The sequence below is a fragment of the Mycobacterium sp. genome (assembly GCF_049585075.1).
Taxonomy (GTDB): Bacteria; Actinomycetota; Actinomycetes; order Mycobacteriales; family Mycobacteriaceae; genus Mycobacterium.
Map to the genome: position 1 here is coordinate 1 of NZ_JBAUZA010000405.1, position 26,527 is coordinate 26,527.

Below are 26,527 nucleotides of genomic sequence, written 5' to 3' on the forward strand. Positions count from 1 at the left end.
CGGCCGTCGCCAGTGCGTATTCCAAGTCGAGGATCTGGGCACCGAGGATCTGCAGCGGTCTCTCGTCAGGATGGTCGACGAGCAGCACGGTGACATCCCAGCCGGCCATCGCCCGGTCGAAAAGCCAACCGCCGGCGAATCTCACCACATCGGCGACATTCGCAGCGACCACATCGAGCCGGTATCTCATGCCAAGCTCGGCGGTGCCATGTCCCGCTCCAACGACTCCGAGTACTCCTTGAAGACCTCGGTCAGCGGTATCGAAGGATTGAGCAACCATGTGGTCTCCATTCCGGTGATGAAGGCAATTATTTGGACCGCCTTGACGGTCACGTCCAGGTCCATGCGGTACCGGCCGGCCCGCTGACCGCGCCGGATGAGCTCGGTGATGATGTCGATCGAACCCTGGTATCTGGCGGCGAGGCGGTCGTGCAGCGGAGCGTCAGGATCGATGCTCTCGGCCAGCAGCACGCTGTAGGTGCCGACGAGTTCGGGCGACCGGTAGAACCGATCGGCGACCGCGGCGATTTCTGCGATCAGATCGCCGGCCCGGTCCGCATGCGAGTCGTCATCGGCGTCGCGGATATCGAGCACCGCGTGCAGCAGCTGTTCTTTGGATTCGAAGTGATGCAGCAGGCCAGCGGGGCTGACGCCGGCCTCACCGGCGATCTGGGCAAGCGTCGTGTTGCGCCACCCGTTGCGAGTCAGCAGTCGCTGGGCAACGGCCAGGATCCGCTGTTTGCGGTCCTCGCCCTTCGCCCGCAGCGAGTCATAGGGCCGTGCTTCTGGCACCGGATTCCTTCGTCCAACCAACCAACTGAACACACAGTAGGTTGGTTGGCAGGCTGTGACAAGGGTCTCAGCTCGCGAATTTTTCCGGCTTTCGAGCGCCGTCACAAACCGAGCGACTTGGCGATGATCACCTTCATCACTTCGCTGGTTCCGGCGTAGATGCGTGCGACGCGCGCATCGGTGTACAACCTGGCGATCGGATACTCCATCATGTAGCCGTAACCGCCGAAGAGCTGCAGGCAACGGTCCACGACACGTGCCTGCATCTCTGTGCAGAACAACTTCACTCGAGCCGCGTCGGCGGCCGATAACTGCCCCTCAACGTGCAGCGCGACCGCCCGGTCCAGCATCGCCTGGCCGGCTTCCACCTCCGTGGAGCACGCGGCCAGCTCGAACTTGGTGTTCTGGAACGAGGCCACCGGGGTCCCGAAAGCCTTACGGTCCTTCGTGTATTCGATCGCCGCGGCGATCGCCGAGCGCGCCTGCGCCACCGACCCGACCGCGACCGTCAGTCGTTCCTGCGGCAGGTTGTGACCCAGATAGCCGAACGCCTCACCCTCATCGCCCAGAACGTTCTCGACGGGGACACGAACGTCGACGAATGACAGTTCGGCGGTGTCCTGGACCTTGCAGCCCATCTTCTCCAGTTCGCGACCGCGGGTGAAGCCCGCCATCCCGTCCTCGACGACGAAAAGCGTGAGGCCCTTGCGCCGGTTGTCGGGGTCGGTGGAAGTGCGGGCGACGACGATCACGAGGTCGGCCTGCATGCCACCGGTGATAAATGTCTTGGCGCCGTTGACGATCCAGTGGTCTCCATCCCGCACGGCCGTCGTGCGCATACCCGCGAGGTCCGACCCGGTCCCTGGTTCGGTCATCGCGACAGCGGTGAGCAGCGTCCCGTCGGCCAGGCCCGGAAACCACCGCTTGCGCTGTTCTTCGTTCGCATAGTGCAGGAAGTACGGCAGGATCACCTCGAGTTGGGTGCGGACCGTCGACAATGTCACCAGCGCCCGCGCGGCCTCCTCCTGCAGCACCACGTTGTAGCGGTAGTCGGGCATGTCGGCACCGCCGTACTCCTCGGGAATCGCCATCCCGAGCATCCCGAGCTCACCCATCTGCTGGAAGACAGCGCGTGGCATCCGCCCGCCCTTCTCCCACTCTGGGTAGGCAGGAACAACCTGCTTGTCGATGAAGTCGCGCGCCAACTCCCGGAACGCCTCGTGATCTTCGGTGAACAGGTCTCGACGCATGAAATCCCCTGTTAGGCAACAAGTTCTACAAGTGTGGCGTTGGCGGTGCCGCCGCCTTCGCACATGGTCTGCAATCCGTATCGAATCCCGTTGTCGCGCATATGGTGTGCCATCCGCGTCATCAAGACCGAGCCCGACGCGCCGAGGGGATGACCCAGAGCGATGGCTCCGCCCAACGGGTTGACCCGGTCCGGGTCGGCGCCGGTTTCGGCCAGCCAGGCGAGCGGCACCGGGGCGAACGCCTCATTGACCTCGAATACACCGACTTCGTCGAGTGGAACACCGGCCTTGGTCAACACCTTTTCGGTGGCGGGTATGGGACCGGTGAGCATCAGCACCGGGTCCGCCCCGGTCACCGCGCCCGCCCGATACCGCACAAGCGGGGTCAACCCGAGCTCGAGCGCGGCCTGTGAGGTCATCACCAACAACGCCGCCGCGCCATCGGAGATCTGCGAGGAGTTGCCGGCATGAATCACCCCGTCGTCGGCGAATGCCGGCTTGAGCCCGGCCAGTTTCTCCACGGTGGTCCCGCGCCGGATGCCCTCGTCGGCGGCGACTGCGGTGTCGTCGACAAAGACCGGGACGATTTGCTCATCGAACGCGCGGTTGTCCTGGGCCGCGGCGGCCCTTTCGTGCGAGAGCGCAGAGTATTCATCAAGCCGGGTGCGGGACAACCCCCACTTCTTGGCGATCATCTCGGCCGACAGCCCTTGGTTAAACGAGAAATCGCCGTAGCGGGCAAGGACTTTGGGCCCGTATGGCATTCCGGTGGCCCTGGCCGCACCCAACGGCACTCGGCTCATCACCTCGACACCGCCGGCCACGACGACGTCCTGCTGGCCGGACATCACCGCCTGCACTGCGAAGTCGAGGGCCTGCTGGCTGGAACCGCATGCCCGGTTGACCGTCGTGCCCGGGATGCTTTCGGGCCAGCCGGCGGCCAGCACCGCGTAACGCCCGATGTTGGCGGATTGGTCCCCGACCTGCGACACGCATCCCCAGACCACGTCGTCGATGATCTCCGGACCGACGCCAGTGCGGTGTAGTAACTCGTTGAGCACCAGTGCCGATAAGTCCGCCGGGTGCATGCCGGAGAGCCCACCGTTGCGCTTGCCGACCGGTGTCCGTACGGCTTCGACGATGACTGTTTCACGCATTTGTCTGCTCCGATCTCGATACTGCCCATCGACCAGTAAACGACGGCTCCCGCCGCTCGGCGAACGCGGCATACGCCTCGCGCGCATCGGCAGTGGCGAAGTTGACGCCCTGCGCGCGGGCTTCGTTGGCCAGCGCATCACGCAAAGTCCGGTCGGCGCCTTCGTTCAGCAACGCCTTGCTTTGTGCCAGTGCGATCGTCGGTCCGGCCGCCAGCCGGTCGGCAACCTCGGTGACGAAGTCGTCGATCTCCGATGCGGACACCACCCAGGTCACTAGGTTCAGCGCCTGAGCCTCGGCGGCGTCGATGGTTTCGGCTAGTAACACCAGGCGCTTGGCCTGTTGCAGGCCAACGATTTTCGGCAGTAGCCAGGAGCCGCCGAGATCCAGCGACAGTCCCCGCTTGGAAAAGATCTGGGAAAACGCGGATTCCGGGGTGGCGACCACCAGGTCGCAGCCCAGCGCCAGGTTCCATCCGGCGCCGACGGCCACTCCGTTCACTTTGGCGATGGTCGGTACCGTCAGCTCGTGCAGTGCCAGCGCCACGTCGGTCAGGCGTTGCAACTTGTGCATCGGGTGACTGTCGTCGGGCGCCGAGATGTCGGCACCCGAGCAGAAGGCGCCACCGGCGCCGGTGATCACCACCGCGCGTACCTCGCGATCGTTACCGGCCGCGGTCAGCGCGTCCGCCAACTCGATCCACAATGCACGGTTGATCGCGTTCTTGCGCTTCGGCCGATTCAGCGTCAGCGTCCGAACACCGTTGCGGTCACTGCACAGCAGCGCGGAATCGCCCGTCACTGGTAGACCGGCCCGATGGCGCCATGCGCCCGTAGCGCGTCGATTTCGGCCGGTGCGATGCCGAGCTCGGCGAGCACTGAGTCGGTGTGCTGCCCCAGCCCGGGCACTGCGCCCATGGCGGGCTGGTAACCGGAGATCACCGGCGGAGGCAGCAACGCCTGAATTGGACCCGCCGGGGTGTCGACCTGCCGCCACCGGTCCCGGGCCGTCAACTGCGGGTGCGCCAATACGTCGCTTGGCAAGTTGTAACGCGCATTGCCGATCCCAGCGGCATCGGCCGTCTTCTGCACGTGCTCCAAATCGTGCGCCGAACACCACGCACCGATAGCGTCGTCCAGGATGTCGCGGTGCGCGCAGCGACCGGCGTTACTGGCGAATCTCGGGTCGTCGGCAAGGTCGTCACGTTCCAGGATTTGGCGCGAAAGCCGCTGCCATTCAGCATCGTTCGTGGTGCCCAGCACGACGGTCTGAGCGTCGGCGGTACGGTAGGCGCCGTACGGAGCGACCGCGGGCGAGCCGAGCCCCAATGGCTGTTGATCGATACCGGAATGCTGGGTGAAAGTGAGCGGGTAACCCATCAGATCAGTCATGGTGTCGAACAAACTCACCGCGACCGCGTTGCCGTGCCAGCCAGGATTCGGCCCGGCGTCGCGCGAATACAACAGCGCGAGAATTGAGAGCGCCGAATACAATCCGGTGCTGATGTCCGCCATCGGCGGCCCTGGCTTGGCCGGTGCGCCGGGATGGCCGGTCACCGCGCATGCGCCGGATTCCGCTTGAGCAAGCAGGTCGTAGGCCCGCTTGTGCGACAGCGGTCCGCCAGGGCCATAGCCGTCGATTTCGACCGCGATCACGTCGGGGTGGCGTTCTGCCAGGTCCGCGGGCGCGATGCCCAGCCGGGCGGTGGACCCGGGGGCGAGGTTAGAAACCAGCACGTCGGCCCGGTCAAGGAGCCTGCGCAGAATATCAAGCCCGGCGTCGGTTTTCAGGTTGAGCGTCACCGACTCCTTGCCGCGGTTGGCCCAAACAAAGTGTGCGGCAAGGCCGTTGACGACATTGTCATAGTGCCGGGCGAAGTCTCCCCCGTTGGGGTTTTCGACTTTGATGACGCGTGCCCCGAAGTCGGCCAGAACCCGTGTGCACATCGGCGCGGAGACCGCCTGCTCCAGGGCCACCACGGTGATTCCCGCCAGCGGCCCGCCGCTTTCCGACATCACATGACCATTCCGCCGTCCACCGGCAACACCTGACCGGTGATGTAGGAGGCGGCGTCGGAGGCGACGAAGACGAATGCACCGGCGACCTCTTCCGGTTCGGCCCAGCGCTTCAACGGAATTCGATTCATCATGTTGGCCGCGAATTTCTCGTTGGTCCGAATGGTTTCAGTCATCGGCGTGGCGGCCAGTGGCGCCAGCGCATTGACCAGGATGTTCTTGGTAGCGAGTTCGCGCGCAAGCGATTTCGTGAAACCGATGATGCCCGCTTTGGCCGCGGAGTAGTTGACCTGACCGAGGGTGCCGGTCAGGCCGGCCGCGGATGTCACGTTGATGACGCGTCCGGTGCCATCGGTGGGGATGTATGGAATCGCGGCCTGGGTGCAGTTGAACGCACCCATTACGTGGATGTCGAACAACAATCGGAACGACTCCTGGGTGGTCTTCTCGAACATCGCAGGCTTCGTCACACCCGCGTTGTTCACCAAGATGTGGAGTTTGCCATCGGCGAGCGCTGCCGCTTGCGCGGCGGCAGCATCGGCGGACTCGCGGTCCGATACATCCAGCGCAGCCGATTCGACGCGTCCTCCGGACGATGAGATCCGTTCTGCTACAGCGGCTGCCGCGTCTTTGTCGAGGTCGGTGACAAGCACCGCCGCACCGGCATCACTCAGCGCCTCGGCGACCGCAGAGCCGATGCCGCCCGCCGCCCCAGTGACCAGCGCTGCGCGGCCGGTCAGATCGAAGTACCGGCTCATCAGTAGCTCCTCGGCATTCCCAGCACGTGCTCGCCGAGGAAGTTGAGAATCATCTCCTGACTGACAGGTGCGATCTTCATCAGACGCGACTCGCGGAAGTAGCGCGACACGTGGTACTCCTCCGAGTAGCCCATCCCGCCGTGCAACTGCAGAGCCCGATCGGCCGCCCCGAACCCCGCATCGGCGCACAGGTACTTCGCGGTATTCGCCTCGCGGCCACAAGGTTTCCCATTGTCATAGAGCCAGGTAGCCTTGCGCAGCACCAGTTCCGCGGCGTCGAGGCGCGCCAGCGAGTCCGCCAGCGGGAACTGCAGACCCTGGTTCATGCCGATCGGGCGGTTGAACACAACGCGCTCGTTGCCGTACTTGACCGCCTTCTCCAACGCGACGCGCCCGATGCCGAGCGCCTCGGCGGCAATCAGCATCCGCTCCGGGTTGAGGCCGTCGAGGATGTACTTGAAACCCTGTCCCTCCTCGCCGACGCGATCCTCGACCGGGACGATCAGATCGTCGATGAAAACCTCGTTGGAGCTGACGGCGTTGCGGCCCATCTTCTTGATCGGCCGGATGTCTACATGGTCGCGATCGAGGTCCGTGAGGAACAGCGTCATGCCGTCGGTCTTCTTGGTTACCTCGTCGAACGGCGTAGTTCGCGTCAGCAGTAGGATCTTCTCGGACTCCAGGGCCTTGGAGATCCAGACCTTGCGCCCGTTGATCCGGTACGTGTCGCCTTCGCGCTTGGCGAAGGTCGTGATGCGCGATGTATCAAGGCCCGCACCGGGTTCGGTGACGCCGAAGCACACGTGCAGATCGCCGTTGACGATTCGCGGGAGGGTCCTGGCCTTCAACTCGTCGGAGCCGTGCTTGACGACGGGCTGCATGCCGAAGATCGTTAGGTGAATCGCGCTGGCGCCGTTCATGGCCGCACCCGATCGCGCGACCTCCTCGAGCAGCAGCGTCGCCTCGGTGATACCGAGCCCGTGGCCGCCGTACTGCTCGGGGATCGTCATACCGAGCCAGCCGCCCTTGGCGATCGCGTCGTAGAACTCTTGCGGGAACTCGTGCGCCTGGTCTTTTTCCATCCAGTAGTGGTCATCGAACTTCGACGTCAATTCCGCAACCGACTTACGGATCAGCTCTTGGTCATCGGTCAGCTCGAAGTTCATCCCACCGCCGGGCACTGGTACATCTCCTTTTTTTGCTTGCGTCGAGATTGCGCTCATGGTCGTGAATTGTCGAAAACCGCGACCCTAGGCGCAATCTCGATGCAGCTCACCCCAGCCCCAGGCGGTGGCACGTCAATCCTTGTTGCCGGTCAGCTCTTTCGCGTTGGCGGCAAAGTCGGCGAACGACGAACCCGCCCTCGTGTCTTTGTGGTGGCTTGACGCCCGGATTGAAACGTCGTGGCCCTCAGCAGCCTTGCGCAGCGCGCCGATTGTCGCCTGCTCGGGAGTGATGTGGGTGAACGGGTCGAAGGAGTACCAGCGCATGGCGTTCTCATGCGTCATCTTCTTGATCTCGTCGTCCGGCACGTTATTCATGGACAAGACGTCCCAGAGCTCCTCGGGCGCGCCGGGCCACATCGAGTCGCTGTGCGGATAATCGGCTTCCCAACAGATGTTGTCGATGCCGATCATGTTGCGCAGCGCCACCCCAACCTTGTCGCTGATGAAGCAGGTCAGGAAGTGCTCACGGAAAACCTCGCTGGGCAGTTTGCCGCCAAAGTTCTGATGCGTCCAAGTCGAGTGCATCTCATAGGTCCGGTCCGCCCGCTCGAGGAAGTACGGGATCCACCCGGTGCCACCCTCTGACAGTGCGATCTTGAGATCCGGGTATTCCTTGATCGGCCGTGACCACAGCAGATCAGCCGCTGCCTGCACGATGTTCATCGGCTGCAGCGTGATCATCACGTCCATCGGCGCGTCGGGTGCTGTGATCGCCAACCTGCCCGAGGATCCGATGTGAACGTTCATCACGGTGTTGGTGTCGCACAACGCTTTCCACAGCGGGTTCCAGTATTCGTTGTGGAAGCTCGGGTAGCCCATCGCCGCGGGGTTCTCGGTGAAGGTCAGCGCGTGCACACCCTTCTTGGCTACCCGTCGCACCTCTTTGGCGCACTCTTCGGCATCCCAGATCACCGGAATCGCCATGGGGATGAAGCGTGCCGGGTAGGCGCCGCACCACTCGTCGATGTGCCAGTCGTTGTAGGCCTGCACCAGCGCGACGGAGAATTCCGGGTCCTCGGTGGCGAACAGGCGTCCGGCGAAGCCGGGGAAGGACGGGAAGCAGATCGACGCCAGGATGCCGCCGGCGTTCATGTCCTTGATCCGCTCGTCGACGTCGTAGCAGCCCGGCCGGATCTCGTCGAGCCCGGTCGGCTCGATCCCGTACTCCTCTTTCGGGCGACCGGCCACCGCGTTGAGCGCGACGTTGGGGATCACCGTGTCGCGGAACTGCCAGGTGTCGGAGCCGTCCGCGTTGTGCACCAGCCGCGGCGCATCGTCGGCGTACTTTTTCGCCAGGTGATTCTTGAACATGTCGGGCGGCTCGACGGTGTGGTCGTCGACGCTGATCAAAATCATGTCGTCTTTGTTCACTGGCCGTTCCTCTCCATCGTGGGTCGTTCGGCGGCCCGTGCCCCAAGGTGGGCGTCAACTATGAAAATTATCTTCTCAGTTCGCGAGAATCAACATCTTGAGCCTACTACCGGGGCCGTCGGGGCCGGGATGAGGGGCCGCCGTGGCTTGCGCCAGCGAGTGACGTTTCTGCAGCTCGGCTACGGAACATTGACCAATCCGAGAGTTCGTGGAAACCTATTGATCAAATATGAGAATAGGATTCTCGTAACCGAGGAGGCCGAATGCGTCTGTCCCCGTTGCCGGCGGACCAGTGGGACGACGCTGCCCGGGATGCCGTTGCCAGCATGCTGCCGGAAGAGCGGCGTAATCCCGGCGGCGCAGGCAACCTGCTGTCGACCTTGGTGCACCACCCCAAACTGACCCGAGCGTTTCTGCGATTTAGCGTCTATCTGCTGTCCGATTCCACCCTGCCGCCCCGCATCCGCGAGCTCGTCATCCTGCGCGTGGCACATCGGCGAAGCTGCGACTACGAATGGACGCACCACGTGACGCTTGGCAAGCGGGTGGGTCTGTCCGACGCCGACATCGACGCGGTGCAAACCGGCAACCCGGCCGACGATTTCGATCGCGCGGTGCTGGCCGCAGTCGATGAGCTCGACGAGAAGACCAACCTGTCCGATCAGACGTGGGCCACTCTCGGTGAGCGGCTCGACGAGCAGCAGCGGATGGATTTGATTTTCACCATCGGCGGCTACACCGCACTTGCGATGGGATTGAACACTTTTGGCGTCGAAGTCGAAGAAAGCAAAGACTAGAGAAGAGGAGCAAGGACCTTGCCACATTTCACCAAGCCGGCTGCCGGCAGCTGGACGGAAAACTATCCCGACTTGGGCACCGCGCCAGTCGATTACACCGACTCGATTGATCCGGCGTTCTTCGAGGCCGAGCGTGACGCGATCTTCAAGCGAACCTGGCTGAACGTCGGGCGGGTCGAGCGGTTGCCGCGCACCGGCAGCTACTTCACCAAGGAGCTGCCGTCGGCGGGCCCCGGTATGTCGGTGATCATCGTCAAGACCAAGGACGGGACCGTCAAGGCCTACCACAACGTCTGCCGCCACCGCGGAAACAAGTTGGTGTGGAACGACTTTCCACACGAAGAGACCTCCGGCACCTGCCGGCAGTTCACCTGCAAGTACCACGCCTGGCGCTACAACCTGGACGGCGATCTGACCTTCATCCAACAGGAGGACGAGTTCTTCGGCGTCGACAAAAGCGACTATGGTCTGGCACCCGTCCGCTGCGAGGTGTGGGAAGGCTTCATCTTCATCAATTTCGACAACAACGCGGCGCCGCTCACCGACTACCTTGGGCCGTTAGCCAAGAGCATCGAGGGCTACCCATTCGGCGAGATGACGGAGACCTACTCCTACCGTGCCGAGGTCGGCAGCAACTGGAAGCTGTTCATCGACGCGTTCGTCGAGTTCTACCACGCGCCGATCCTGCACCAAGGGCAGTACACCAAGGAAGAAGCCGCCAAGATCCAAAAGTACGGCTACGAGGCGTTGCACTACGAGCTGGCCGGCCCGCACAACCTGCAGTCGACCTGGGGTGGTCAGGCGCCACCCTCGGACATGTCCATCGTCAAGCCGATGGATCAGGTGCTGCGCAGCGGGTTGTTCGGTCCGTGGGACAAGCCGGAGATCATCGAGAAGCTAGAGTTGCCACCGGGCGTCAACGTGAAGAGGGTGCCGCAGTGGGGCATCGACTCGTGGTTGTTCTACCCGAACTTCATGCTGCTGATCTGGGAACCCGGCTGGTTCCTGACCTACCACTACTGGCCTACCGCGGTGGACAAGCACACCTTCGAGTGCACCCTGTACTTCGTCCCGCCACGCAACGCGCGGGAACGCCTTGCCCAGGAGTTGGCCGCTGTGACGTTCAAGGAGTACGCGCTGCAGGACGCCAACACGCTGGAGGCGACCCAGACCATGATCGGCACCCGGGCCGTCAAAGAATTCCTGCTGTGCGACCAGGAAGTCCTGATCCGCCACCTGCACAAGACCACCGGTGACTATGTGAAGGAGTACCAGCGCAATGGCGCTACCGTCTGAATTCTCGGCCCTGGAGCCCTATTTGGATTGGGATCTGGCCACCGAGCCCGAACGCTACGCCAAGCGGCTGGCAACTTCGATGGCTGACATGCAGGCGTTCTACGACGTCGCGTTCCCTAAGTTGAACGATATGATCGAGTACTGCGACAAGTTCCCGCTGGACGACCTGCCGGAGGACGCGAAGAGCCTGATGCACATCATGCAATCGCTGGTCATGGTGTCCTTCCCGATCGAGGCATGGAAGCAGCCGCGGGTGCCCGACAGCGGAGCGGCGTGGGTGGAAGTGATCCGGGAGCCGGTGATCTAAAAGGTGTTGACGCTCAAGGCCGCTGGGCTGCTGGACGTCGACGCCGGCGAGATCGTACGGCCGGGCATCCTGCGTGTCGAGGAGGACCGGATCGTCGGCGTGGGCGGCAACGCCGAGGGTGAGATCGTCGATCTGGGCGACCAAATCCTCCTGCCCGGGCTGATGGACATGGAGGTCAACCTGCTGATGGGTGGGCGCGGGGAGAAGCCCGGGCTGTCCCAGGTTCAGGATGACCCGCCGACCCGAATGTTGCGTGCGGTCGGCAACGCCCGCCGTACGCTGCGCGCGGGGTTCACCACAGTGCGCAACCTCGGCCTGTTCGTCAAGACCGGCGGCTATCTGCTCGATGTCGCGCTCGGCAAAGCCATTGACGCGGGCTGGATCGACGGCCCGCGGGTGGTGCCCGCCGGACATGCGATCACGCCGACCGGCGGGCATCTGGATCCGACCATGTTCGCCGCGTTCGCACCGCATGTGTTGGACTTGACCGTCGAAGAGGGCATCGCCAACGGAATCGACGAGATCCGCAAGGCGGTGCGGTATCAGATCAAACACGGCGCCGAGCTGATCAAGGTCTGCTGCTCGGGCGGAGTGATGTCGCTGACCGGTCCACCTGGCGCACAACACTATTCCGATGAAGAGCTGCGCGCGATCGTCGACGAGGCACACCGGCGCGGGCTACGTGTCGCCGCGCACACCCACGGCGCCGAAGCGGTGAAGCATGCGGTGGAAGCGGGGATCGACTGCATCGAGCACGGGTTCCTGATCGACGACGAAGCGATCGCGATGATGGTCGAGCACGGCACGTTCCTGGTGTCCACCCGGCGCCTGGCGGAGGGCATGGATGTCTCGCACGCCCCGCCCGAGCTGCAAGCCAAGGCCGCCGAGATGTTCCCGAAGTCGCGGACCTCGATCCTGGCCGCTTACGAAGCCGGAGTGAAGATCGCGGTGGGCACCGACGCGCCGGCAATACCGCACGGTCGCAACGCCGACGAGCTTGTCACCCTGGTCGATTGGGGCCTGCCGCCGTTGGCGGTATTGCGGGCGGCAACGGTTGTAGCGGCCGACCTGATCAATGCCACCGATCGCGGCCGGCTTGCCGAGGGTCTGCTCGCCGACGTGATCGGGGTACCCGGAGATCCGTTGTCCGACATCGGTGTTACCCAGAAGGTGGGCTTCGTGATGAAAGGCGGCAAGGTTTATGCCAACACGAACTGAAGACCTGGTCGAGATCCAGCAGCTGCTGGCGCGCTATGCGGTTACCATCACGCAGCAGGACATCGACGGGTTGGTGGACGTCTTTACGCCCGACGGCACCTACAGCGCTTTCGGCGAAACCTATTCGCTGGACCGGTTTCCCGTGCTGGTGGACGCCGCACCCAAGGGATTGTTCATGACGGCCACTCCGGTGATCGAGCTGAACGGTGATACCGCGACCGGGACACAACCGTTGTGCTTCATCGACCACGCCAGCCATGACATGCGGATCGGCTATTACAACGACACCTACGTGCGTACAGCTGACGGCTGGCGGTTGAAAACCCGTGCCATGACGTTTATTCGGCGCAGCGGCATCCACGACTCCGGTCGGCCGCACGCGGTAGGACGCCCGCGCCCGACGACGATGCCGGCCGAAGCCGGCGGAGGAGTCGGGCCATCAGGCCAAGCATGAAGGTCGACCAGTTCCGGGCGGACCTGCGAACCTGGCTCGACGAGCACGACCTGACCCCCGGGCCGGATCACTCGCTGGAAGGCCATATCAAGCAGCTCGCCCGAGTCCATGCCGCGCTGTACGACGCCGGTTGGATGCGATACGGCTGGCCCGAGCACGTCGGCGGATTAGGCGGGCCCGCAATGCTTCGCGCGATCGTCGGTGAAGAAGTGGTCGGCCGCCGCCTTGCCGAGCCGGGGCCCTACTCGATGGTCGAGGTGCTGGCGCCCACGATGATCGACTACGCGCCGGCAGACCTCGCAGCGGAGATGGTGCCGCACCTGCTCAGCGGTCGCGAGCAATGGTGTCAGGGTTTTTCCGAACCGGGCTCGGGCAGCGACTTGGCGTCGCTGTCCACCCGCGCCACTCCGCGTGGTGACGATTGGATTGTCAACGGGCAGAAGGTCTGGACCAGCTACGCGCAGTACTCGACGCGGTGCGTCTTGCTTACCCGCACCGCACCCGGCTATGACGGAATCACCGCGTTCTTCGTCGACCTTGACACGCCGGGCATCACCATTCGCCCGCTGCGCACGATGCACGGCGTCGACGAATTCTGCGAGGTCTACTTCGACGACGTGGTGGTGCCTGCAGCACGCATGCTCGGCAGCCCGGGCGATGGGTGGCGGCTGGCGATGGATTTGTTGCCCTATGAACGCTCCACCTGCTTTTGGCAGCGAATCGCCTACCTCTACGCACGCTTCGACGAGCTCATCGCCGAAGCACCCGATGCCGACGAATACGAACTCGGTGCAGCCTATCTCGCGCTGCACACACTGCGCTGCCGGTCTCGGGCCACCCAGCACCGGCTGGCGGACGGCGAACCGCTCGGGCCGCAGACCTCGATCGACAAAGTGTTGCTGGCCACCGCCGAGCAGCGACTCTACGACACTGTGCGCGACTTACTGCCCGGCGCGCTCGAGTTGGACGAGACGCCGTGGCGGTCGGAGTACCTCTATTCCCGGGCGGCGACGATCTACGGCGGCACTGCCGAGATCCAGCGCAACATCATCGCTCGCCGGCTATTGGAGCTGGGCAAGGAGTGAGCGTGGATACCGAGTCCTTGCACCTGCTGGAAGACGCTTTGCGGAAGACGATGACCGCGGCGTCGGGTCGCGAGCTCGACGAGGCGCTGACGGAATTGGGCTGGCTGGAGATGCTCGACGAAATGCCCCAAGCCGCAATTCCTTTGGTGTTCCGGCTACTCGGTGAGACCGGCGCGCATGCGGCCGTGCTCAACGATGTGGTGCTGCGCGCCGCCGGACGGGAAGGCGGAGATACCGTTCCGCTACCGTTCGCGGGTGGCTCCTGGGTGGTGTGGGAACGCACCGACCAAGCCAGCTCAGCACTGGGCGGCGATCTCCCGATACGCCGTGTGCCTCAAGGTGATTCGGTGCCTCTCGCGGCCGGCCGGCACGCGCTGGGCTGGTGGCTGGTGGGCACCAGCCGCACCATGCTGGCGCTGGCGCGCCAGCACGCATTAGATCGCATGCAATTCGGCAAGCCCGTCGCCTCGTTCCAGGCCATCCGGCATCGGCTGGCCGAGACATTGGTTGCCGTCGAAGGCGCGGAGGCCACGCTGGTTGCCGCCGCCGCCGAGCCCGACGATCTGGGTTTCCTGCTCGCCAAGGCCGCGGCCGGCCAGGCCGCGTTGACCGCGGCGCGGCACTGTCAGCAGGTGCTCGGCGGTATCGGATTCACCGCCGAGCACGACATGCACCGCCACCTCAAACGCGCGCTGGTGCTGGACGGCATGCTCGGCAGCACACGCGAGCTGACCCGGACGGCCGGCGCGAGACTGCGGGCCAAGCGGTCCGCGCCGCGACTGACCAATCTTTAGCCGCGTTTGGCGTTCTGCTTCCATGCAGAGCAGCGAGAGAATAGTATTCTCGCAGCAAGAAAGTTACAATCTCAGACACGTCGTCCCGCGAGGGGGTCTAGCTCAGCAATGACACGACGTTCTCCGGTAGAGTCCAATCATGTTCTCCCCTCGCGGCAATCTGCTGAGCCCTCGGTGACCAGCCCAAGCGAAGAGCCGGCCTGGAAGCAGCGTGCTGTCGAGCGATCGATCAAGACGGCGAAGCTGCGCGCAGCCCAGCGCGTCCAACGATTCCTCGACGCGGCCCAGGCCATCATCATCGAGAAAGGCAGCACGGACTTTACCGTGCAAGAGGTCGTCGACCGGTCCCGGCAGTCGTTGCGAAGCTTCTACCTGCAGTTTGACGGCAAGCATGAACTGTTGCTGGCGCTGTTCGAAGATGCTTTGAGCCGGTCGGCCGATCAGATTCGCGCCGCCACCGCAAATCACTCCGACCCCATTGACCGGTTGCGGGTGGCAGTCGAGTTGCTGTTCGAAGCTTCGCGACCCGACCCGACCGCGAAACGGCCGCTGTTCACAGACTTCGCACCGAGGTTGCTGGTTTCGCATCCGGCCGAGGTCAAGGTCGCTCACACGCCACTTCTCGCTTTGCTCACCGAGCTGATGGAAGCAGCGAGCGCCGCCGGGGAGCTGCGAACCGGCGTAAACCCGCGGCGGATGGCCGCAATGGCCATGCAGACGGTGATGTTCATCGCGCAATCCAGCAGCTCCGATGATGCGACCGTGCATCCCATCAGCGCGGACGAAGTGTGGGACTTCTGCTCACGCGGATTCGTCGGCGACTAGCTCGAGAACAGCATTATCTCGTTCGCATATCGCACATTCACCGCCAGGCGGAGAATGTAATTCTCTATTTTTAATAATCATAGGTAGCGAAAACGGATTCCACGTTGACACCCACAGCCCGCCGATGACAGAGTTGCCGCAGTGCTTAGAGCTATCAACATGCGGATGCGATCGGCTTCGAAAGGTAAGGCCCTGTGACAGTCACTGCCCCCGACGGCGTCTACTACGACCCGTACGACGTGCAGATCAATGCCGATCCTTACCTGGCGTTTCGAGGGCTGCGTGAAGAAGCACCGCTGTATTACAACGAGCAGCACGACTTTTATGCATTGAGCCGCTTCGCCGATGTTGACCGGGCGATCGTCGATCATGAAACCTTCAGCTCGGCCCGCGGAGCAATCATCGAGCTGATCAAGGCCAACATGGACATGCCGCCGGGTGTGCTCATCTTCGAGGATCCCCCCATCCACGATGTGCACCGTAAATTGCTGGCCCGCATGTTCACGCCACGCAAGATCAACGACCTGGAACCGAAGATCCGCGAATTCTGCGCTCGCAGTTTGGATCCGCTGATTGGCACGGCGGGTTTTGACTTTGTCGCAGACCTCGGCGCACAGATGCCGATGCGAGTGATCGGCATGCTGCTCGGTGTGCCCGAGGAGTATCAGGAAGCCGCGCGCGATTTGGCGAACGCGCAGATGCGCACCGAGGCCGGCAAGCCGATGACGTTGGCAGCCGACGGCATGAACGCCGGTGACTTCTTCGCCGAATTCATCGAGTGGCGAGCCGATCATCCGTCCGACGACATCATGACCGACCTGTTGAACGTCGAGTTCGAAGACGAGAAGGGGATAACCCGGCGACTGACGCGCGAAGAGCTCCTCACTTACGTCAGCGTCGTCTCCGGCGCAGGCAATGAGACCACGACCCGGCTGATCGGCTGGGCCGGCAAAGTACTGGCCGAGCATCCCGATCAGCGACGGGAACTGGCCGAAAACCCCGCGCTTATCCCCCAGGCCATCGAGGAACTGCTGCGCTTCGAGCCGCCGGCTCCGCATGTGGCGCGCTACGTGACCCGCGACGTCACCTATTACGGACAGACGGTGCCGGAGGGCAGCGCCATGATGATGCTCATCGGCGCGGCCAATCGCGATCACCGTCAATTCCCTCCGGACGGTGACGTTTTCGACATTCACCGCGAGCCGCGCCAACATCTCGCCTTCAGCGTCGGCACCCACTACTGCCTCGGCTCGGCACTCGCGCGGCTGGAGGGGCGGATCGCACTCGAAGAGATCTTGAAGCGCTTCCCCGAATGGGAGGTCGACCTCAGCAACGCCACCTTGTCTCCTACGTCCACCGTGCGTGGCTGGGAGGCAATGCCGGCGGTCCTCGGCTGAGCCAAACACAAATCAGGAAATGAGGTAACGATGCCGGGTCGAGTCGAAGGCAAGGTCGCGTTCATCACTGGCGCGGCACGTGGGCAGGGCCGCTCGCACGCCGTGCGGTTGGCGCAGGAGGGTGCCGACATCATCGCGGTGGATATCTGTAAGCCCATCCGCGAAGGCGTTACAGACACCGCGATCCCGGCGTCGACGCCGGAGGATCTGGCGGAGACCGCCGACCTCGTCAAGGGCCACAACCGCAGAATCTTCACGGCGGAGGTCGATGTCCGTGACTACCAGGCACTGAAAGCCGCGCTGGACAACGGCGTGGAGCAACTCGGCCGGCTCGACATCATCGTGGCCAACGCAGGGATCGGCAACGGCGGCGACACCCTGGACAAGACCAGCGAAGAAGACTGGACAGAGATGATCGACATCAATCTGGCCGGGGTATGGAAAACCGTGAAAGCCGGTGTGCCGCATCTACTTGCGGGTGGCCGCGGCGGTTCGATCATCCTGACGAGCTCAGTCGGCGGACTCAAGGCCTACCCGCACACTGGCCACTACGTCGCGGCCAAGCATGGAGTCGTCGGGCTGATGCGTGCTTTCGCGGTTGAGTTGGGGCAGCACATGATTCGCGTCAACTCGGTGCACCCGACCCACGTGAAAACACCAATGCTGCACAACGACGGCACCTTCAAGATGTTCCGGCCGGATCTAGAGAATCCCGGTCCGGACGACATGGCTCCCATCTGTCAGCTGTTTCACACCTTGCCGATTCCGTGGGTGGAGCCGCAAGACGTCAGCAATGCCGTGCTGTTCTTCGCCTCCGACGAGGCGCGCTACCTCACCGGTGTCACGCTGCCCATCGACGCGGGGAGCTGCCTGAAATAGGGTTCCGTCTATGGACGGTTTCGAAGGTAAGAGCGCGGTAATCACCGGCGGTGCGAATGGCATCGGGTTGGCCACTGCCACCGAGTTCGCCCGCCGCGGAGCACGTGTCGTGCTCGCCGATGTCGATAAGCCTACGCTGGAACAGGCGGTGGCGCGGTTAGCTGCCGACGGGTTTGACGCGCACGCGCTGACGTGCGACGTCAGCCAGCTCCATGAGATGGTTCATCTGGCGGACGAGTCATTTCGGCTTCTCGGCCACATCGACATTGTCTTCAGCAATGCGGGCATCGTGGTCGCAGGTCCGATCGCGCAGATGACCCACGAAGACTGGCGCTGGGTGATCGACATTGACCTGTGGGGCTCCATTCACGCCGTCGAGGCCTTCTTGCCGAAGTTGCTGGAGCAGGGTACGGGCGGGCATATCGCGTTCACCGCATCGTTTGCCGGGCTGGTACCCAACGTCGGCCTCGGGGCTTACAGCGTGGCGAAATACGGGGTGGTCAGCCTCGCCGAAACGCTGGCGCGGGAGGTCAAAGAGCACGGCATCGGCGTGTCGGTGCTCTGCCCGATGGTCGTTGAAACCAAGCTGCTGTCCAACTCGGAACGAATCCGCGGCGCGGACTATGGGCTGGCGTCCGAGACGCCAGGATCCGTCCCGGCGCAAGAGGACAGCCTCAACGTCGATGAGGTGGCCCGCCTCACCGCCGATGCGATTGCGGCCAACCGCTTATACGTGCTGCCGCACACCGCGGCCCGTGCGTCAATCCGCCGCCGATTCGAGCGCATTGACCGCACCTTCGACGACCAGGCAACCGAAGGATGGAATCACTAGCGATTGCCGTCGCCCAAATTCAAGCGCCTACAGCGACATTGGCCGACGGGCTCGATGTCAGGATTTCTGGGCCGTCGGCGGTGATCAAGACCGCCTCTCGCCCGAACACCGCGCCGACGCCTTCTTGCCAGACATATCCGGTAACGGCGAGCACCATCCCGGCCTCCAGTCGCTCCTCGGCGGCCGTCGCCGGCAGGTGCTGCGAAACCACCGGCGGGTCGAATCCCAGCCCCAGGCCCCGGGCTATCGGCATCGGCGGCAGCTGCTCGCCCGCCGCGTGGTAGGCGGACAGCAGGTCGGTACCCACAGCACCCGGTTGACATGCTTCATATAGCCGGTGCCACAGCGCATCCCATCGCCGATACAGGTCCGCGGCACCGTCGGGGTCACCGACCGGCCAGGTGCGTCCGACCTCACCGGTGTAGCCACCATCGAGTACGCCCGCCGAGAACGCCACCAAATCGCCGGGTTGAACGCGTCCGTCTTCAGTCGCCCGTCGCCACCGGTGTTCGCGTGAGGTGACCCAGGCGGCGTCCTGGGTCGACGGGGTGCTCACCCCACCGGCCGCCATCGCCTCCAGTAGGACGCCGGCCAGCGTCTTCTCGCTAACGCCCGGTCGCAGCTCGGCGACTGCCGCGGCCAACCCGACCTCGGCTACCCGGATGGCCTCGCGCAGCGCCGCCACTTCTTCGGGGGTCTTGATACGGCGGGCGGCGCGCATGGCCAGCTCACCGTCGACCAGCTCCGCGTTGGGGAAGGCCATCGGCAGAAGTTGGGCGAATCCAGGTGAAAGCGCATCGCTGCCAACGCGTTTGGCGGTCGCAGCACCCTCGATACTCTTCAGCACCGAGATAGTGTTCATCGGATTCCAGGAGATGCCGTACAGGTTCTCGTGCGGAATGTCGTCAGGAACCCCCTCGTCCCAGGTGCTGAGCAGGTGGATCGCGCCCGTCTCCCGAACGACCACGCACGTCGGCCCGAACGGACGGGTCCCGGCCACCCACAGCTGCGGCGCGCCCGAGACATACCGCACGTTGGCCTGCCGACCCAGCACCAGCACGTCCAGGTCGTGGTCTTCCATCTGGGCCAGCGCCCGCGCCCGGCGACCCCCGCGCAGTGCGCGGTCGTCAGGCAGAACCTCAGTTCCCATACGGGTGATAGGGGTAGTCGGTCAACGGAATCCAGCCTTCCTCAGTGATGACGACAATCTCTTCGCTGCGATATCCGCCGGTGCCGTCCTCCCACACCACCGGTTCCAGCACCACTACCATTCCGGGTTCGAAGACGAAGTTCTCATCGAACTCGTCGCCGAGATCGGTGCCGATCATCGGCATTTCAGCGGCGTTCACGCCGATTCCATGCCCCAGATAGAAGTGCGGCAGCCACGGCCGCGCGCCGCCGTTGGCTTTCGTTGCCGCCCTGCCTAAGTCGGCCGCGGTGGCGCCGGCTTTCGTCACGGCGAGCACCGCGTCCAGGATTTCGCGCCACTTGGTGAATTGCGCCTGCTGGCGCGGTGTGGGTTGTTGTCCGACCACCCAGGTGCGGCCGAAATCAGAGCAGTAGCCGGCGTAGGTGATGCTGACATCGGTCCACAGCACGTCGCCGGCAACCAGTTCGCGCTCAGTTGTCAACAGCGGCAACGCCAAATCGCCGTGGGTGGTCCAGACACCGTCTGCCTTGGTTGCCGGCATCACCTGCCAGATCGGTTCCAGCATGCTGGCCATCGCGCCCAGTTCGAACGCCCGGCGCATGAAACCCGCTGACAGCTCGATCTGGCGGATTCCGGGTGCCAGCGCGGCCTGCACATCGACGATGGCCTGGTCGGTGATTCGGCAGGCGGTACGGATGCACGCCAGCTCGTCGACAGTCTTGATGACCTTGGCCGCGCCGATAATCTGCGCGGCGTCGGCAGGCCGTCCGGCCCGGAAAAGTCGCGGCTGCGCCCGCCGCATGGCACCGGTCAGTTCGTCCACCGCGAACACAGCCCCGGCCGGGATCAAGTCCTCGATAACCCGCGCGAAGCTCTCCACTCCCTCGTCGAACTCCAGATAGACGGGGCCGTGCAAATGGTCAACTGGCAGCCCCGACTCCGATGCGGCGCCTTCCCGGAACGGCAGGAACAGGTGCGGGTGCGGGTCGTCAGCGAGCAGCACTGCTACCGGACGCTCGACATAAGACAACCCGGCGTCACCCAATGGCCAACTCACACCGGTGGCATAGACGACATTGTTGTTTCCAAGCAGCAGCAAGGCGTCCACGCCGCGCTCGGCCATCGCCGTGCGCAGCCGCGCGCCGGTCTCGCGACGCATCCGATCAAGATCGGGCGTGTCCGGGATGTCGAGCGCTGACGATGGCGCCGCCACAATCGTCGTCATTCGGGTTCTCAAATACCTAGGAATTTTGTGATATTGCTGCTGACGATCCGCGCCGCGGCCTCGGCACCGACCGAATCGACAACAGCGGCCAACGATTTCTCCGAATATCCGAAAGTGCTTTCGTTATGCGGATAATCGCTCGACCACATCACCTTGTCGACACCAATTTGGTCGATCAGCTTCAGCCCGAGTGGGTCGACCATAAACGATGCGCTCATGTGGTTGTCCCAGTAATAACGCACGTCGTGCTCCAGCGGCCGATTGAACATGTGCTGATACGACGCCACCAGGTGCTCGGCGTCTTGCAGGGCCCACGGCACCCAGGCGATGCCACCCTCGAACCATCCGATCCGCAGGCTCGGGTGCCGATCGAGGATTCCGGTGAAGATGTACTTGGCGAACTGTTCGCGAAAGCCGTCGATGTTGATCATCATGCCGACCACCACACTGTTGAACTCGCACGGGGTTTTCGGCGGGGTCTCGCCGATGTGATGGCTCACCGGAAGCCCGGCGGCTTCGATCTCGTCCCAGACCGGTTTCATTCCGGTGCTGCCGTAGTCGATGATGTTGCCCTCGTCGTCCTTGCCGGGGTTCAGTGGCAGCAGAAAGGTCTTGAGCCCCAACGACTTCAGTTCCGCAAGCGTTCGGCGAGTGCCTTCCGGATCCCACCAGTTGATCAGGCCCGCGCCGAAGAAGTGGCCCTTGGAGCGCTCCTGCAGCTCGGCGATGTACTCGTTGTAAATGCGGAATGCCAGTTCGCGCAGTTCCTTATCCGGGTAGTGGAAAAGTGCCAGGATCGCGTTGGGGAACGCCAGTTCCTTCTCGACGCCGTCGTCGTGTAACTCCTGAATCCGGGCCTCGATGTTGGTACTTGCCGCGCCGGGCAGGTCGTCGTATTGCATCAGAACCGCGCTGAAGTCGCCCGGCAGGAACGACTGCCCTTTTCGCCCGACTTGGTAGGCGCCGTCCTCGTACCAGATCCGCGGCGCCTTGTCTTTGAGGTCTTCCGGGAAACGCTGGTAGAAAATGTCGTCGGCCAGCGAAATATGGTTATCCGCAGAGAAAACCACGGTTCCTTCCGGCAGGCCCACGCCTACTCCGTCGGCGTGGCCGTGCCGATCCTTCGGTGCGCCGAATCCTCCGGGCGGATAGAGCGAAACACTGCTTGTTTGAGGCGACATCACTGGCCCTCCAATCGGATCCACACTTGCTCGACAGTATTCACCAGGTCACCGGCAGTTCATAGACGCCGTATGCGAGCCGGTCGTGCTTGAACGGAATGTCCTCGATCGGCGCCGCAAGCTCCAAGGTGGGAATGCGGCGAAGCAGCGTGTGAAAGACGATTTGCAGCTCGGCACGGGCCAGTTGTTGGCCGACGCATTGGTGTCTGCCGTAGCCGAATGCGACGTGCTGCCCGGCACCCGAGCGATGCAAGTAAAGCCGCTCGGGTTCGGCAAATGCCTTGGCATCCCAATTGGCTGGCGCCAGGTCGATGATGATCCCTTCACCGGCGCGGATGACCTCGCCGGCGATCTCGATGTCCTCCGCGGCGACGCGGCGCTGCCCGTTTTGAATGATGGACAAATAGCGCAGCAATTCCTCGACTGCGTTCGCAACGACTTTCAGGTCGTCGGTGTCGCGCAGCACAGCCGCCTGCTCTGGGTACTGCAGCAGCGCCAGCACACCGAGGCCGATCATGTTGGCAGTGGTTTCGTGCCCGGCAATCAGCAAGCCGGTGCCTAGCTGTGCGGCCTCCTTGACGCTGAGCTCGCCGGCTTTGACCCGCTCGGCCAGATCCGAAACCGCATCTTCAGCTGGATTCTCCATCTTGGCTTCAACGAGCTGGGCCAGATATTTGTGCAGGCTCATCGCACCTTTGACGGTGTCCTCACCGGTCGCGTAACGGGCGAGCCCGACGTTGGCGTGGTGCTGAAACATCTCGGCGTCCTCATACGGAACGCCCAGCAGCTGGCTGATGACCAGCGACGGCACCGGCAGCGCGACCGCGGTGACGACGTCGCCCGGCCGAGGTCCGGCCAACATTGCGTCGATGTGCTGGTCGGTGATCTGCTGGATCGCCGGCCGCAGGCCTTCAACCCGCTTGAAGGTGAACGGCTTTGACAGCATTCGCCGAAATCGGGTGTGCTCCTCGGCGTCCGAGGTAAAGACCGACCTTGGGCGTTTATGCACGGTCGATAACATGCCCTCGTTCCAATGCGGAAAGCCGGGCCGTCGGTCGTCAACGCTGACACGGGAATCGGAGAATAACGTCCGCACTTCTTCGTAGCCGGTGATGAGCCAAGGTGTGCTGCCGTCCCAGATCTTGACCCTGGATAGCGGCCGCGCTGCCCCGAGCTCCATCACCTCCGGCGGCGGGGCGAACGGGCAGCCGGCTGCCCGTCCCATCGGATATTCCGGTGCGTCAGAGACCGCCTCGGTTGCGGTGAGGGTGTCGGACACTTCTCACTCCTCGATGTGGATGGCCAGTGCGGGGCAGCCCGCGGCGGCCTTGCGGGCATTGTCAGCCTGATCGGCGGGGGGGTTCTCATTCAGCAGCACGACCACTCCGTCATCGTCGCGCTGGTCGAAAATTTCGGGAGCGTGCATCACGCAGTTTCCCGACGAGGCGCATATGCCTTGGTCGACAGTCACTTTCATCACAATCCTCTTTACCGCTGCGGTGTGACCGGCGCCAGCCAGAGTCCCACGACCGCGTCGATCAGGCCGGATCCCGCCGCCCGCCAGGACGAACGGGCCGCGGATGTGGCTCGGTTCGATGGCGGCGACCCGCTGCACTCGGCTGCGCCGAGTTTGCGATCGCCGCCTGCCATTGCCCTTTCACGGTCAGCGCAGGTGTGCATCAGCAGGTTGCGCGCCATCAGGTTGCGTTCCGCGCGAACGTCGACCGGCAACTCCGGGAGACAGCGGTTGATCCCGTCTATCACCTGAACCAGCGATTCAGATGTGAGGGCATCCTTGACCACGATGTTGTAGTACGCAGGATCGGTCATCACTTGTGCGGCGAAGCGCGCGTACCAGGTCGGGTTGCCCAGCGCCGCCAAGTGATCGGTCAGCGGGCGCACCAGACACGCCACCCAACTGCGCATATCGTTGGCTGCCCCGGACCGCATGACCTCGGCCACCATGTCTTCTCGCAGCCGCTCGATCGGGACGCGATGGCGTTGCTCGATAGCCCGCACCAAATCGGTTTTGGTGCCGAAGTGGTAGCCGACCGCGGCATTGTTCCCCTGGCCCGCAGCCTCGCTGACCTGCCGGTTGGACACCGCGAAGACCCCATGCTCGGCGAACAGCCGCTCGGCCGCCGTCAGGATGGCCTCTTGGGTCGTGCTGGCCCGATCGGTGCGCGCGGCTTTCGCGGTAGTCACCTGGCCAGTCAACGCCCCGATCCCGATTAAGTCAAGCGATTGATTTAATCTTGCTGGTCGCTGCGACGGCGGATCGCTTTACCGGCAGAAGTGCCACCGTCGACCGTCATGACGGTCCCGGTGACATACCGGGATCGGTCGCCAGCCAGATACAGCGCGGCCTCTGCGACGTCTTCGGGTGTTCCCTCTCGCTTCAACGGCCGGTCGGCTCGCATCTGCTCCCTAATCGTCTGCTCGAAACGCGCGATCTTCTCCGCGGACTCCCCTGTGGCCGACGACGCCAGCAACGGCGTCGGTATGCTGCCAGGCGCGATGCAGTTGACCCGGATGTCGTAGTACGCCAACTCGATTGCCGCTGACTTGGTGAACTGGATGACCGCCGCCTTCGACGCCCTGTAAGTCATCACACCGCCGCCGGCCTGGATGCCGCCGATCGACGACACGTTGATGATCGAGCCGCCGCCGCTGACTGCCATCTGCCGAGCTGCATCCCGGGTACCGGCCATCACGCCCAATACGTTGACGGACATAACGCGATGAAAGTCGGCGAGGTCGTCGTCCAGAAAGCTGCGATGCATCCTGCTGGAGACTCCGGCGTTGTTCACCATCACGTCTAGCCGACCGAACATCTCCACGGCGGCTGCGACCAGCGCACCGATCTGCTCGGGATCGGAGACATCGGTCATTCGGAAGGCCGCGTCGGCGCCGAGCGCGGCGGCAAGATCCTTGCCGCGGTTGCGTTCGACGTCGGCGATCAGCACCCGCGCGCCCTCCGCCACAAACTTCTCGACGACCCCGGCACCGAGGCCCGATGCACCGCCGGTGACGATCGCGACCTTGCCGGCCAGTTCGTTGACCATGTCGAAGAGTTAATCGGCGCAACGTCGGTTAAGTCAAGCGATTGATTTAGGCACATGATCACAGACCGCCTCATGCTGGTGCTACGTTCGGCTTAGTGACGCGATTTGTTTACTTCGAGTCCTCACGGCGTTGGCCTAGAACGGCCACGCTTCGCCTATCTCGGCAGGATCCCGTGGTCCGTCTTGACCTGGTGGCACAGTGAAAGCAGTCATCAACCGATTCAAAGGAACCGATTTGAAACTCAATCGAATTAGCGCTGCGCTGAGTGTGCTGGCAACCGGTGCGCTGATGCTGTCCGCGTGTGGAAACAACAACGACAACACAAGCAGCCAAGGCGGTACGACGTCCGGTTCGTCTAATTCGTCAGCGGCGAAGGCGAGTTGCGGCGGAAAGCAGACGCTGAAAGCCAGCGGGTCCACCGCCCAGGCGAATGCGATGGCCCGTTTCGTCAACGCCTTCGAACAGGCGTGTTCGGGTCAAACCTTGAACTACACGGCCAACGGCTCGGGTGCTGGGATAAATGAGTTCGTAGGCAATCAAACTGATTTCGGCGGCTCGGATGTGCCGCTGAGCGCCGACGAACACGGCAAAGCGCAGCAGCGCTGTGGTTCGCCGGCGTGGGACCTGCCGGTGGTGTTCGGCCCGATCGCCGTGACCTACAACGTCACCGGCGTGACCTCGCTGAACCTGGACGGCCCGACCGCGGCGAAAATCTTCAACGGCACCATCAAGACGTGGAATGACCCGGCCATCACGGCGCTGAACGCCGGCGCAGCCCTTCCGGCGCTGCCCATACACGTCGTCTTCCGCAGTGACCAGTCGGGAACGACCGACAACTTCCAGCAATACCTCGATGCCGCATCGGACGGTGCATGGGGCAAGGGCACCGGAAAGTCGTTCAACGGCGGTGTCGGTGAAGGCGCCAAGGGCAACGACGGCACCTCGGCGGCCATCAAGAACACCCCGGGATCAATCACCTACAACGAATGGTCGTTCGCCCAGGCGCAGAAGCTGAACACGGCCAAGATCGTCACGTCGGCGGGTCCCGATCCGGTGGCGATCAGCCCCGACTCGGTCGGCAAGACCATCGCCGGGGCAAAGATCAAAGGACAGGGCAACGACCTGGTGCTCGACACCGTGTCGTTCTACAAGCCGACGCAGCCGGGCGCCTATCCGATCGTGCTGGCGACGTATGAAGTCGTGTGCTCCAAGTACCCCGATAGCCAGGTCGGCACGGCCGTAAAGGCGTTCCTGCAGACAACCATTGGTCCAGGCCAGAACGGCTTGGCGGACAACGGCTATATCCCCATTCCCGACGCATTCAAGTCGAGGCTGTCAACCGCCGTCAATGCCATCGCGTGATGATCTAGAGCCATCTTGTCAACCGTGACGACGCCCGCGCTGACGGCTGACGACGGAGCCAAGGCACGGCGGGGCGATCGACTGTTCAAGTC

Annotated in this window: 27 protein-coding genes and 1 pseudogene; 12 read left to right on the forward strand and 16 right to left on the reverse strand. The window is 63.6% G+C overall.

Annotated features, from left to right (window positions below; translation table 11 throughout):
• The 9 genes and pseudogenes from WB785_RS19125 to WB785_RS19165 all read right to left on the reverse strand — a co-directional run.
• Positions 1–190 (reverse strand): annotated as a pseudogene (locus tag WB785_RS19125) (hypothetical protein); the annotation flags it as partial.
• On the reverse strand, positions 187–792 hold the full coding sequence (locus WB785_RS19130; RefSeq protein WP_424080869.1) for a TetR/AcrR family transcriptional regulator: 606 nt from the start codon (positions 790–792) through the stop codon (positions 187–189). The gene WB785_RS19130 and the pseudogene WB785_RS19125, both read right to left, overlap by 4 nt.
• Positions 793–893: 101 nt before the next feature.
• Positions 894–2,042, reverse strand: coding sequence for an acyl-CoA dehydrogenase family protein (locus WB785_RS19135; RefSeq protein ID WP_424080870.1), 1,149 nt, complete (start codon positions 2,040–2,042; stop codon positions 894–896).
• Between the two features lie 11 nt (positions 2,043–2,053).
• Positions 2,054–3,199: a thiolase family protein gene (locus WB785_RS19140; protein WP_424080871.1), complete on the reverse strand. Its 1,146-nt coding sequence runs from the start codon at positions 3,197–3,199 to the stop codon at positions 2,054–2,056.
• Positions 3,192–3,998: an enoyl-CoA hydratase/isomerase family protein gene (locus WB785_RS19145; protein ID WP_424080872.1), complete on the reverse strand. Its 807-nt coding sequence runs from the start codon at positions 3,996–3,998 to the stop codon at positions 3,192–3,194. Before WB785_RS19145 ends, WB785_RS19140 begins: the two co-directional genes overlap by 8 nt.
• Positions 3,995–5,212 carry a CaiB/BaiF CoA transferase family protein gene (locus tag WB785_RS19150; RefSeq protein ID WP_424080873.1) on the reverse strand — a complete coding sequence of 406 codons (1,218 nt, stop codon included), beginning with the start codon at positions 5,210–5,212 and terminating at the stop codon, positions 3,995–3,997. Before WB785_RS19150 ends, WB785_RS19145 begins: the two co-directional genes overlap by 4 nt.
• Positions 5,212–5,970: an SDR family NAD(P)-dependent oxidoreductase gene (locus WB785_RS19155; RefSeq protein ID WP_424080874.1), complete on the reverse strand. Its 759-nt coding sequence runs from the start codon at positions 5,968–5,970 to the stop codon at positions 5,212–5,214. The genes WB785_RS19150 and WB785_RS19155 overlap by 1 nt, the downstream gene beginning before the upstream one ends.
• Positions 5,970–7,136, reverse strand: a complete 1,167-nt coding sequence (locus tag WB785_RS19160; protein WP_424080893.1) for an acyl-CoA dehydrogenase family protein — start codon at positions 7,134–7,136, stop codon at positions 5,970–5,972. Before WB785_RS19160 ends, WB785_RS19155 begins: the two co-directional genes overlap by 1 nt.
• A 132-nt stretch (positions 7,137–7,268) precedes the next feature.
• The gene (locus tag WB785_RS19165; RefSeq protein WP_424080875.1) at positions 7,269–8,567 is read right to left on the reverse strand and encodes an amidohydrolase family protein; all 1,299 of its coding nucleotides are present in this window, start codon (positions 8,565–8,567) and stop codon (positions 7,269–7,271) included.
• Positions 8,568–8,830: 263 nt separating this feature from the next.
• On the opposite strand from WB785_RS19165, the gene WB785_RS19170 reads away from it, so the two are divergent.
• The 11 genes from WB785_RS19170 to WB785_RS19220 all read left to right on the forward strand — a co-directional run bounded on the left by WB785_RS19170 (position 8,831) and on the right by WB785_RS19220 (position 18,451).
• Entirely contained in the window at positions 8,831–9,364 is a 534-nt protein-coding gene (locus WB785_RS19170) for a carboxymuconolactone decarboxylase family protein (RefSeq protein WP_424080876.1), read from the forward strand.
• Positions 9,365–9,382: 18 nt separating this feature from the next.
• Positions 9,383–10,660: an aromatic ring-hydroxylating oxygenase subunit alpha gene (locus WB785_RS19175; RefSeq protein ID WP_424080877.1), complete on the forward strand. Its 1,278-nt coding sequence runs from the start codon at positions 9,383–9,385 to the stop codon at positions 10,658–10,660.
• A complete protein-coding gene (locus WB785_RS19180) occupies positions 10,644–10,967 on the forward strand; it encodes a hypothetical protein (protein WP_424080878.1) in 324 nt (107 codons plus the stop codon). Before WB785_RS19175 ends, WB785_RS19180 begins: the two co-directional genes overlap by 17 nt.
• A gap of 3 nt (positions 10,968–10,970) precedes the next feature.
• Positions 10,971–12,185: an amidohydrolase family protein gene (locus WB785_RS19185; protein WP_424080879.1), complete on the forward strand. Its 1,215-nt coding sequence runs from the start codon at positions 10,971–10,973 to the stop codon at positions 12,183–12,185.
• Positions 12,169–12,639: a nuclear transport factor 2 family protein gene (locus tag WB785_RS19190; RefSeq protein ID WP_424080880.1), complete on the forward strand. Its 471-nt coding sequence runs from the start codon at positions 12,169–12,171 to the stop codon at positions 12,637–12,639. Before WB785_RS19185 ends, WB785_RS19190 begins: the two co-directional genes overlap by 17 nt.
• Positions 12,636–13,724 carry an acyl-CoA dehydrogenase family protein gene (locus tag WB785_RS19195; RefSeq protein ID WP_424080881.1) on the forward strand — a complete coding sequence of 363 codons (1,089 nt, stop codon included), beginning with the start codon at positions 12,636–12,638 and terminating at the stop codon, positions 13,722–13,724. Before WB785_RS19190 ends, WB785_RS19195 begins: the two co-directional genes overlap by 4 nt.
• A 50-nt stretch (positions 13,725–13,774) precedes the next feature.
• Complete coding sequence (locus WB785_RS19200) at positions 13,775–14,518, forward strand: acyl-CoA dehydrogenase family protein (RefSeq protein ID WP_424080894.1); 744 nt, start codon at positions 13,775–13,777, stop codon at positions 14,516–14,518.
• A gap of 174 nt (positions 14,519–14,692) precedes the next feature.
• Entirely contained in the window at positions 14,693–15,343 is a 651-nt protein-coding gene (locus WB785_RS19205) for a TetR/AcrR family transcriptional regulator (protein ID WP_424080882.1), read from the forward strand.
• Between the two features lie 194 nt (positions 15,344–15,537).
• A complete protein-coding gene (locus WB785_RS19210) occupies positions 15,538–16,740 on the forward strand; it encodes a cytochrome P450 (protein ID WP_424080883.1) in 1,203 nt (400 codons plus the stop codon).
• Between the two features lie 30 nt (positions 16,741–16,770).
• Positions 16,771–17,619, forward strand: a complete 849-nt coding sequence (locus WB785_RS19215; protein WP_424080884.1) for a mycofactocin-coupled SDR family oxidoreductase — start codon at positions 16,771–16,773, stop codon at positions 17,617–17,619.
• A 10-nt stretch (positions 17,620–17,629) separates the two neighbouring features.
• Positions 17,630–18,451: an SDR family NAD(P)-dependent oxidoreductase gene (locus tag WB785_RS19220; protein WP_424080885.1), complete on the forward strand. Its 822-nt coding sequence runs from the start codon at positions 17,630–17,632 to the stop codon at positions 18,449–18,451.
• Positions 18,452–18,470: 19 nt separating this feature from the next.
• On the opposite strand, the gene WB785_RS19225 is transcribed toward WB785_RS19220, so the two are convergent.
• From WB785_RS19225 to WB785_RS19255, 7 genes are all read right to left on the reverse strand, one after another.
• Positions 18,471–19,601 carry a M24 family metallopeptidase gene (locus WB785_RS19225; RefSeq protein WP_424080886.1) on the reverse strand — a complete coding sequence of 377 codons (1,131 nt, stop codon included), beginning with the start codon at positions 19,599–19,601 and terminating at the stop codon, positions 18,471–18,473.
• On the reverse strand, positions 19,591–20,826 hold the full coding sequence (locus tag WB785_RS19230; RefSeq protein WP_424080887.1) for a M24 family metallopeptidase: 1,236 nt from the start codon (positions 20,824–20,826) through the stop codon (positions 19,591–19,593). The genes WB785_RS19225 and WB785_RS19230 overlap by 11 nt, the downstream gene beginning before the upstream one ends.
• An 8-nt stretch (positions 20,827–20,834) precedes the next feature.
• Positions 20,835–21,896 (reverse strand): amidohydrolase family protein, encoded by a 1,062-nt coding sequence (locus tag WB785_RS19235; protein WP_424080895.1) that lies wholly within the window; start codon positions 21,894–21,896, stop codon positions 20,835–20,837.
• 151 nt (positions 21,897–22,047) lie between these two features.
• On the reverse strand, positions 22,048–23,286 hold the full coding sequence (locus tag WB785_RS19240) for a cytochrome P450 (protein WP_424080888.1): 1,239 nt from the start codon (positions 23,284–23,286) through the stop codon (positions 22,048–22,050).
• A gap of 3 nt (positions 23,287–23,289) precedes the next feature.
• On the reverse strand, positions 23,290–23,484 hold the full coding sequence (locus WB785_RS19245; RefSeq protein WP_424080889.1) for a ferredoxin: 195 nt from the start codon (positions 23,482–23,484) through the stop codon (positions 23,290–23,292).
• 11 nt (positions 23,485–23,495) lie between these two features.
• Positions 23,496–24,212, reverse strand: a complete 717-nt coding sequence (locus WB785_RS19250; RefSeq protein ID WP_424080890.1) for a TetR/AcrR family transcriptional regulator — start codon at positions 24,210–24,212, stop codon at positions 23,496–23,498.
• A gap of 44 nt (positions 24,213–24,256) precedes the next feature.
• Entirely contained in the window at positions 24,257–25,072 is an 816-nt protein-coding gene (locus WB785_RS19255) for an SDR family NAD(P)-dependent oxidoreductase (RefSeq protein WP_424080891.1), read from the reverse strand.
• A 235-nt stretch (positions 25,073–25,307) separates the two neighbouring features.
• Here WB785_RS19255 and pstS point away from each other — a divergent pair, with 235 nt between their 5' ends.
• Entirely contained in the window at positions 25,308–26,435 is a 1,128-nt protein-coding gene (pstS, locus tag WB785_RS19260; RefSeq protein WP_424080892.1) for a phosphate ABC transporter substrate-binding protein PstS, read from the forward strand.
• Positions 26,436–26,527 lie beyond the last annotated feature (92 nt).

Excerpts from the sequence above, each read along its gene's own strand:
- WB785_RS19180 (WP_424080878.1), top strand. The coding sequence starts at position 10,644 with ATGGCGCTACCGTCTGAATTCTCGGCCCTGGAGCCCTATTTGGATTGG.
- WB785_RS19135 (WP_424080870.1), bottom strand. The coding sequence starts at position 2,042 with ATGCGTCGAGACCTGTTCACCGAAGATCACGAGGCGTTCCGGGAGTTG.
- WB785_RS19225 (WP_424080886.1), bottom strand. The coding sequence starts at position 19,601 with ATGGGAACTGAGGTTCTGCCTGACGACCGCGCACTGCGCGGGGGTCGC.
- WB785_RS19155 (WP_424080874.1), bottom strand. The coding sequence starts at position 5,970 with ATGAGCCGGTACTTCGATCTGACCGGCCGCGCAGCGCTGGTCACTGGG.
- WB785_RS19230 (WP_424080887.1), bottom strand. The coding sequence starts at position 20,826 with ATGACGACGATTGTGGCGGCGCCATCGTCAGCGCTCGACATCCCGGAC.
- WB785_RS19215 (WP_424080884.1), top strand. The coding sequence starts at position 16,771 with ATGCCGGGTCGAGTCGAAGGCAAGGTCGCGTTCATCACTGGCGCGGCA.
- WB785_RS19220 (WP_424080885.1), top strand. The coding sequence starts at position 17,630 with ATGGACGGTTTCGAAGGTAAGAGCGCGGTAATCACCGGCGGTGCGAAT.
- WB785_RS19160 (WP_424080893.1), bottom strand. The coding sequence starts at position 7,136 with ATGAACTTCGAGCTGACCGATGACCAAGAGCTGATCCGTAAGTCGGTT.
- WB785_RS19140 (WP_424080871.1), bottom strand. The coding sequence starts at position 3,199 with ATGCGTGAAACAGTCATCGTCGAAGCCGTACGGACACCGGTCGGCAAG.
- WB785_RS19190 (WP_424080880.1), top strand. The coding sequence starts at position 12,169 with ATGCCAACACGAACTGAAGACCTGGTCGAGATCCAGCAGCTGCTGGCG.
- WB785_RS19255 (WP_424080891.1), bottom strand. The coding sequence starts at position 25,072 with ATGGTCAACGAACTGGCCGGCAAGGTCGCGATCGTCACCGGCGGTGCA.
- WB785_RS19200 (WP_424080894.1), top strand. The coding sequence starts at position 13,775 with ATGACCGCGGCGTCGGGTCGCGAGCTCGACGAGGCGCTGACGGAATTG.
- WB785_RS19195 (WP_424080881.1), top strand. The coding sequence starts at position 12,636 with ATGAAGGTCGACCAGTTCCGGGCGGACCTGCGAACCTGGCTCGACGAG.
- WB785_RS19150 (WP_424080873.1), bottom strand. The coding sequence starts at position 5,212 with ATGTCGGAAAGCGGCGGGCCGCTGGCGGGAATCACCGTGGTGGCCCTG.
- WB785_RS19245 (WP_424080889.1), bottom strand. The coding sequence starts at position 23,484 with ATGAAAGTGACTGTCGACCAAGGCATATGCGCCTCGTCGGGAAACTGC.
- WB785_RS19170 (WP_424080876.1), top strand. The coding sequence starts at position 8,831 with ATGCGTCTGTCCCCGTTGCCGGCGGACCAGTGGGACGACGCTGCCCGG.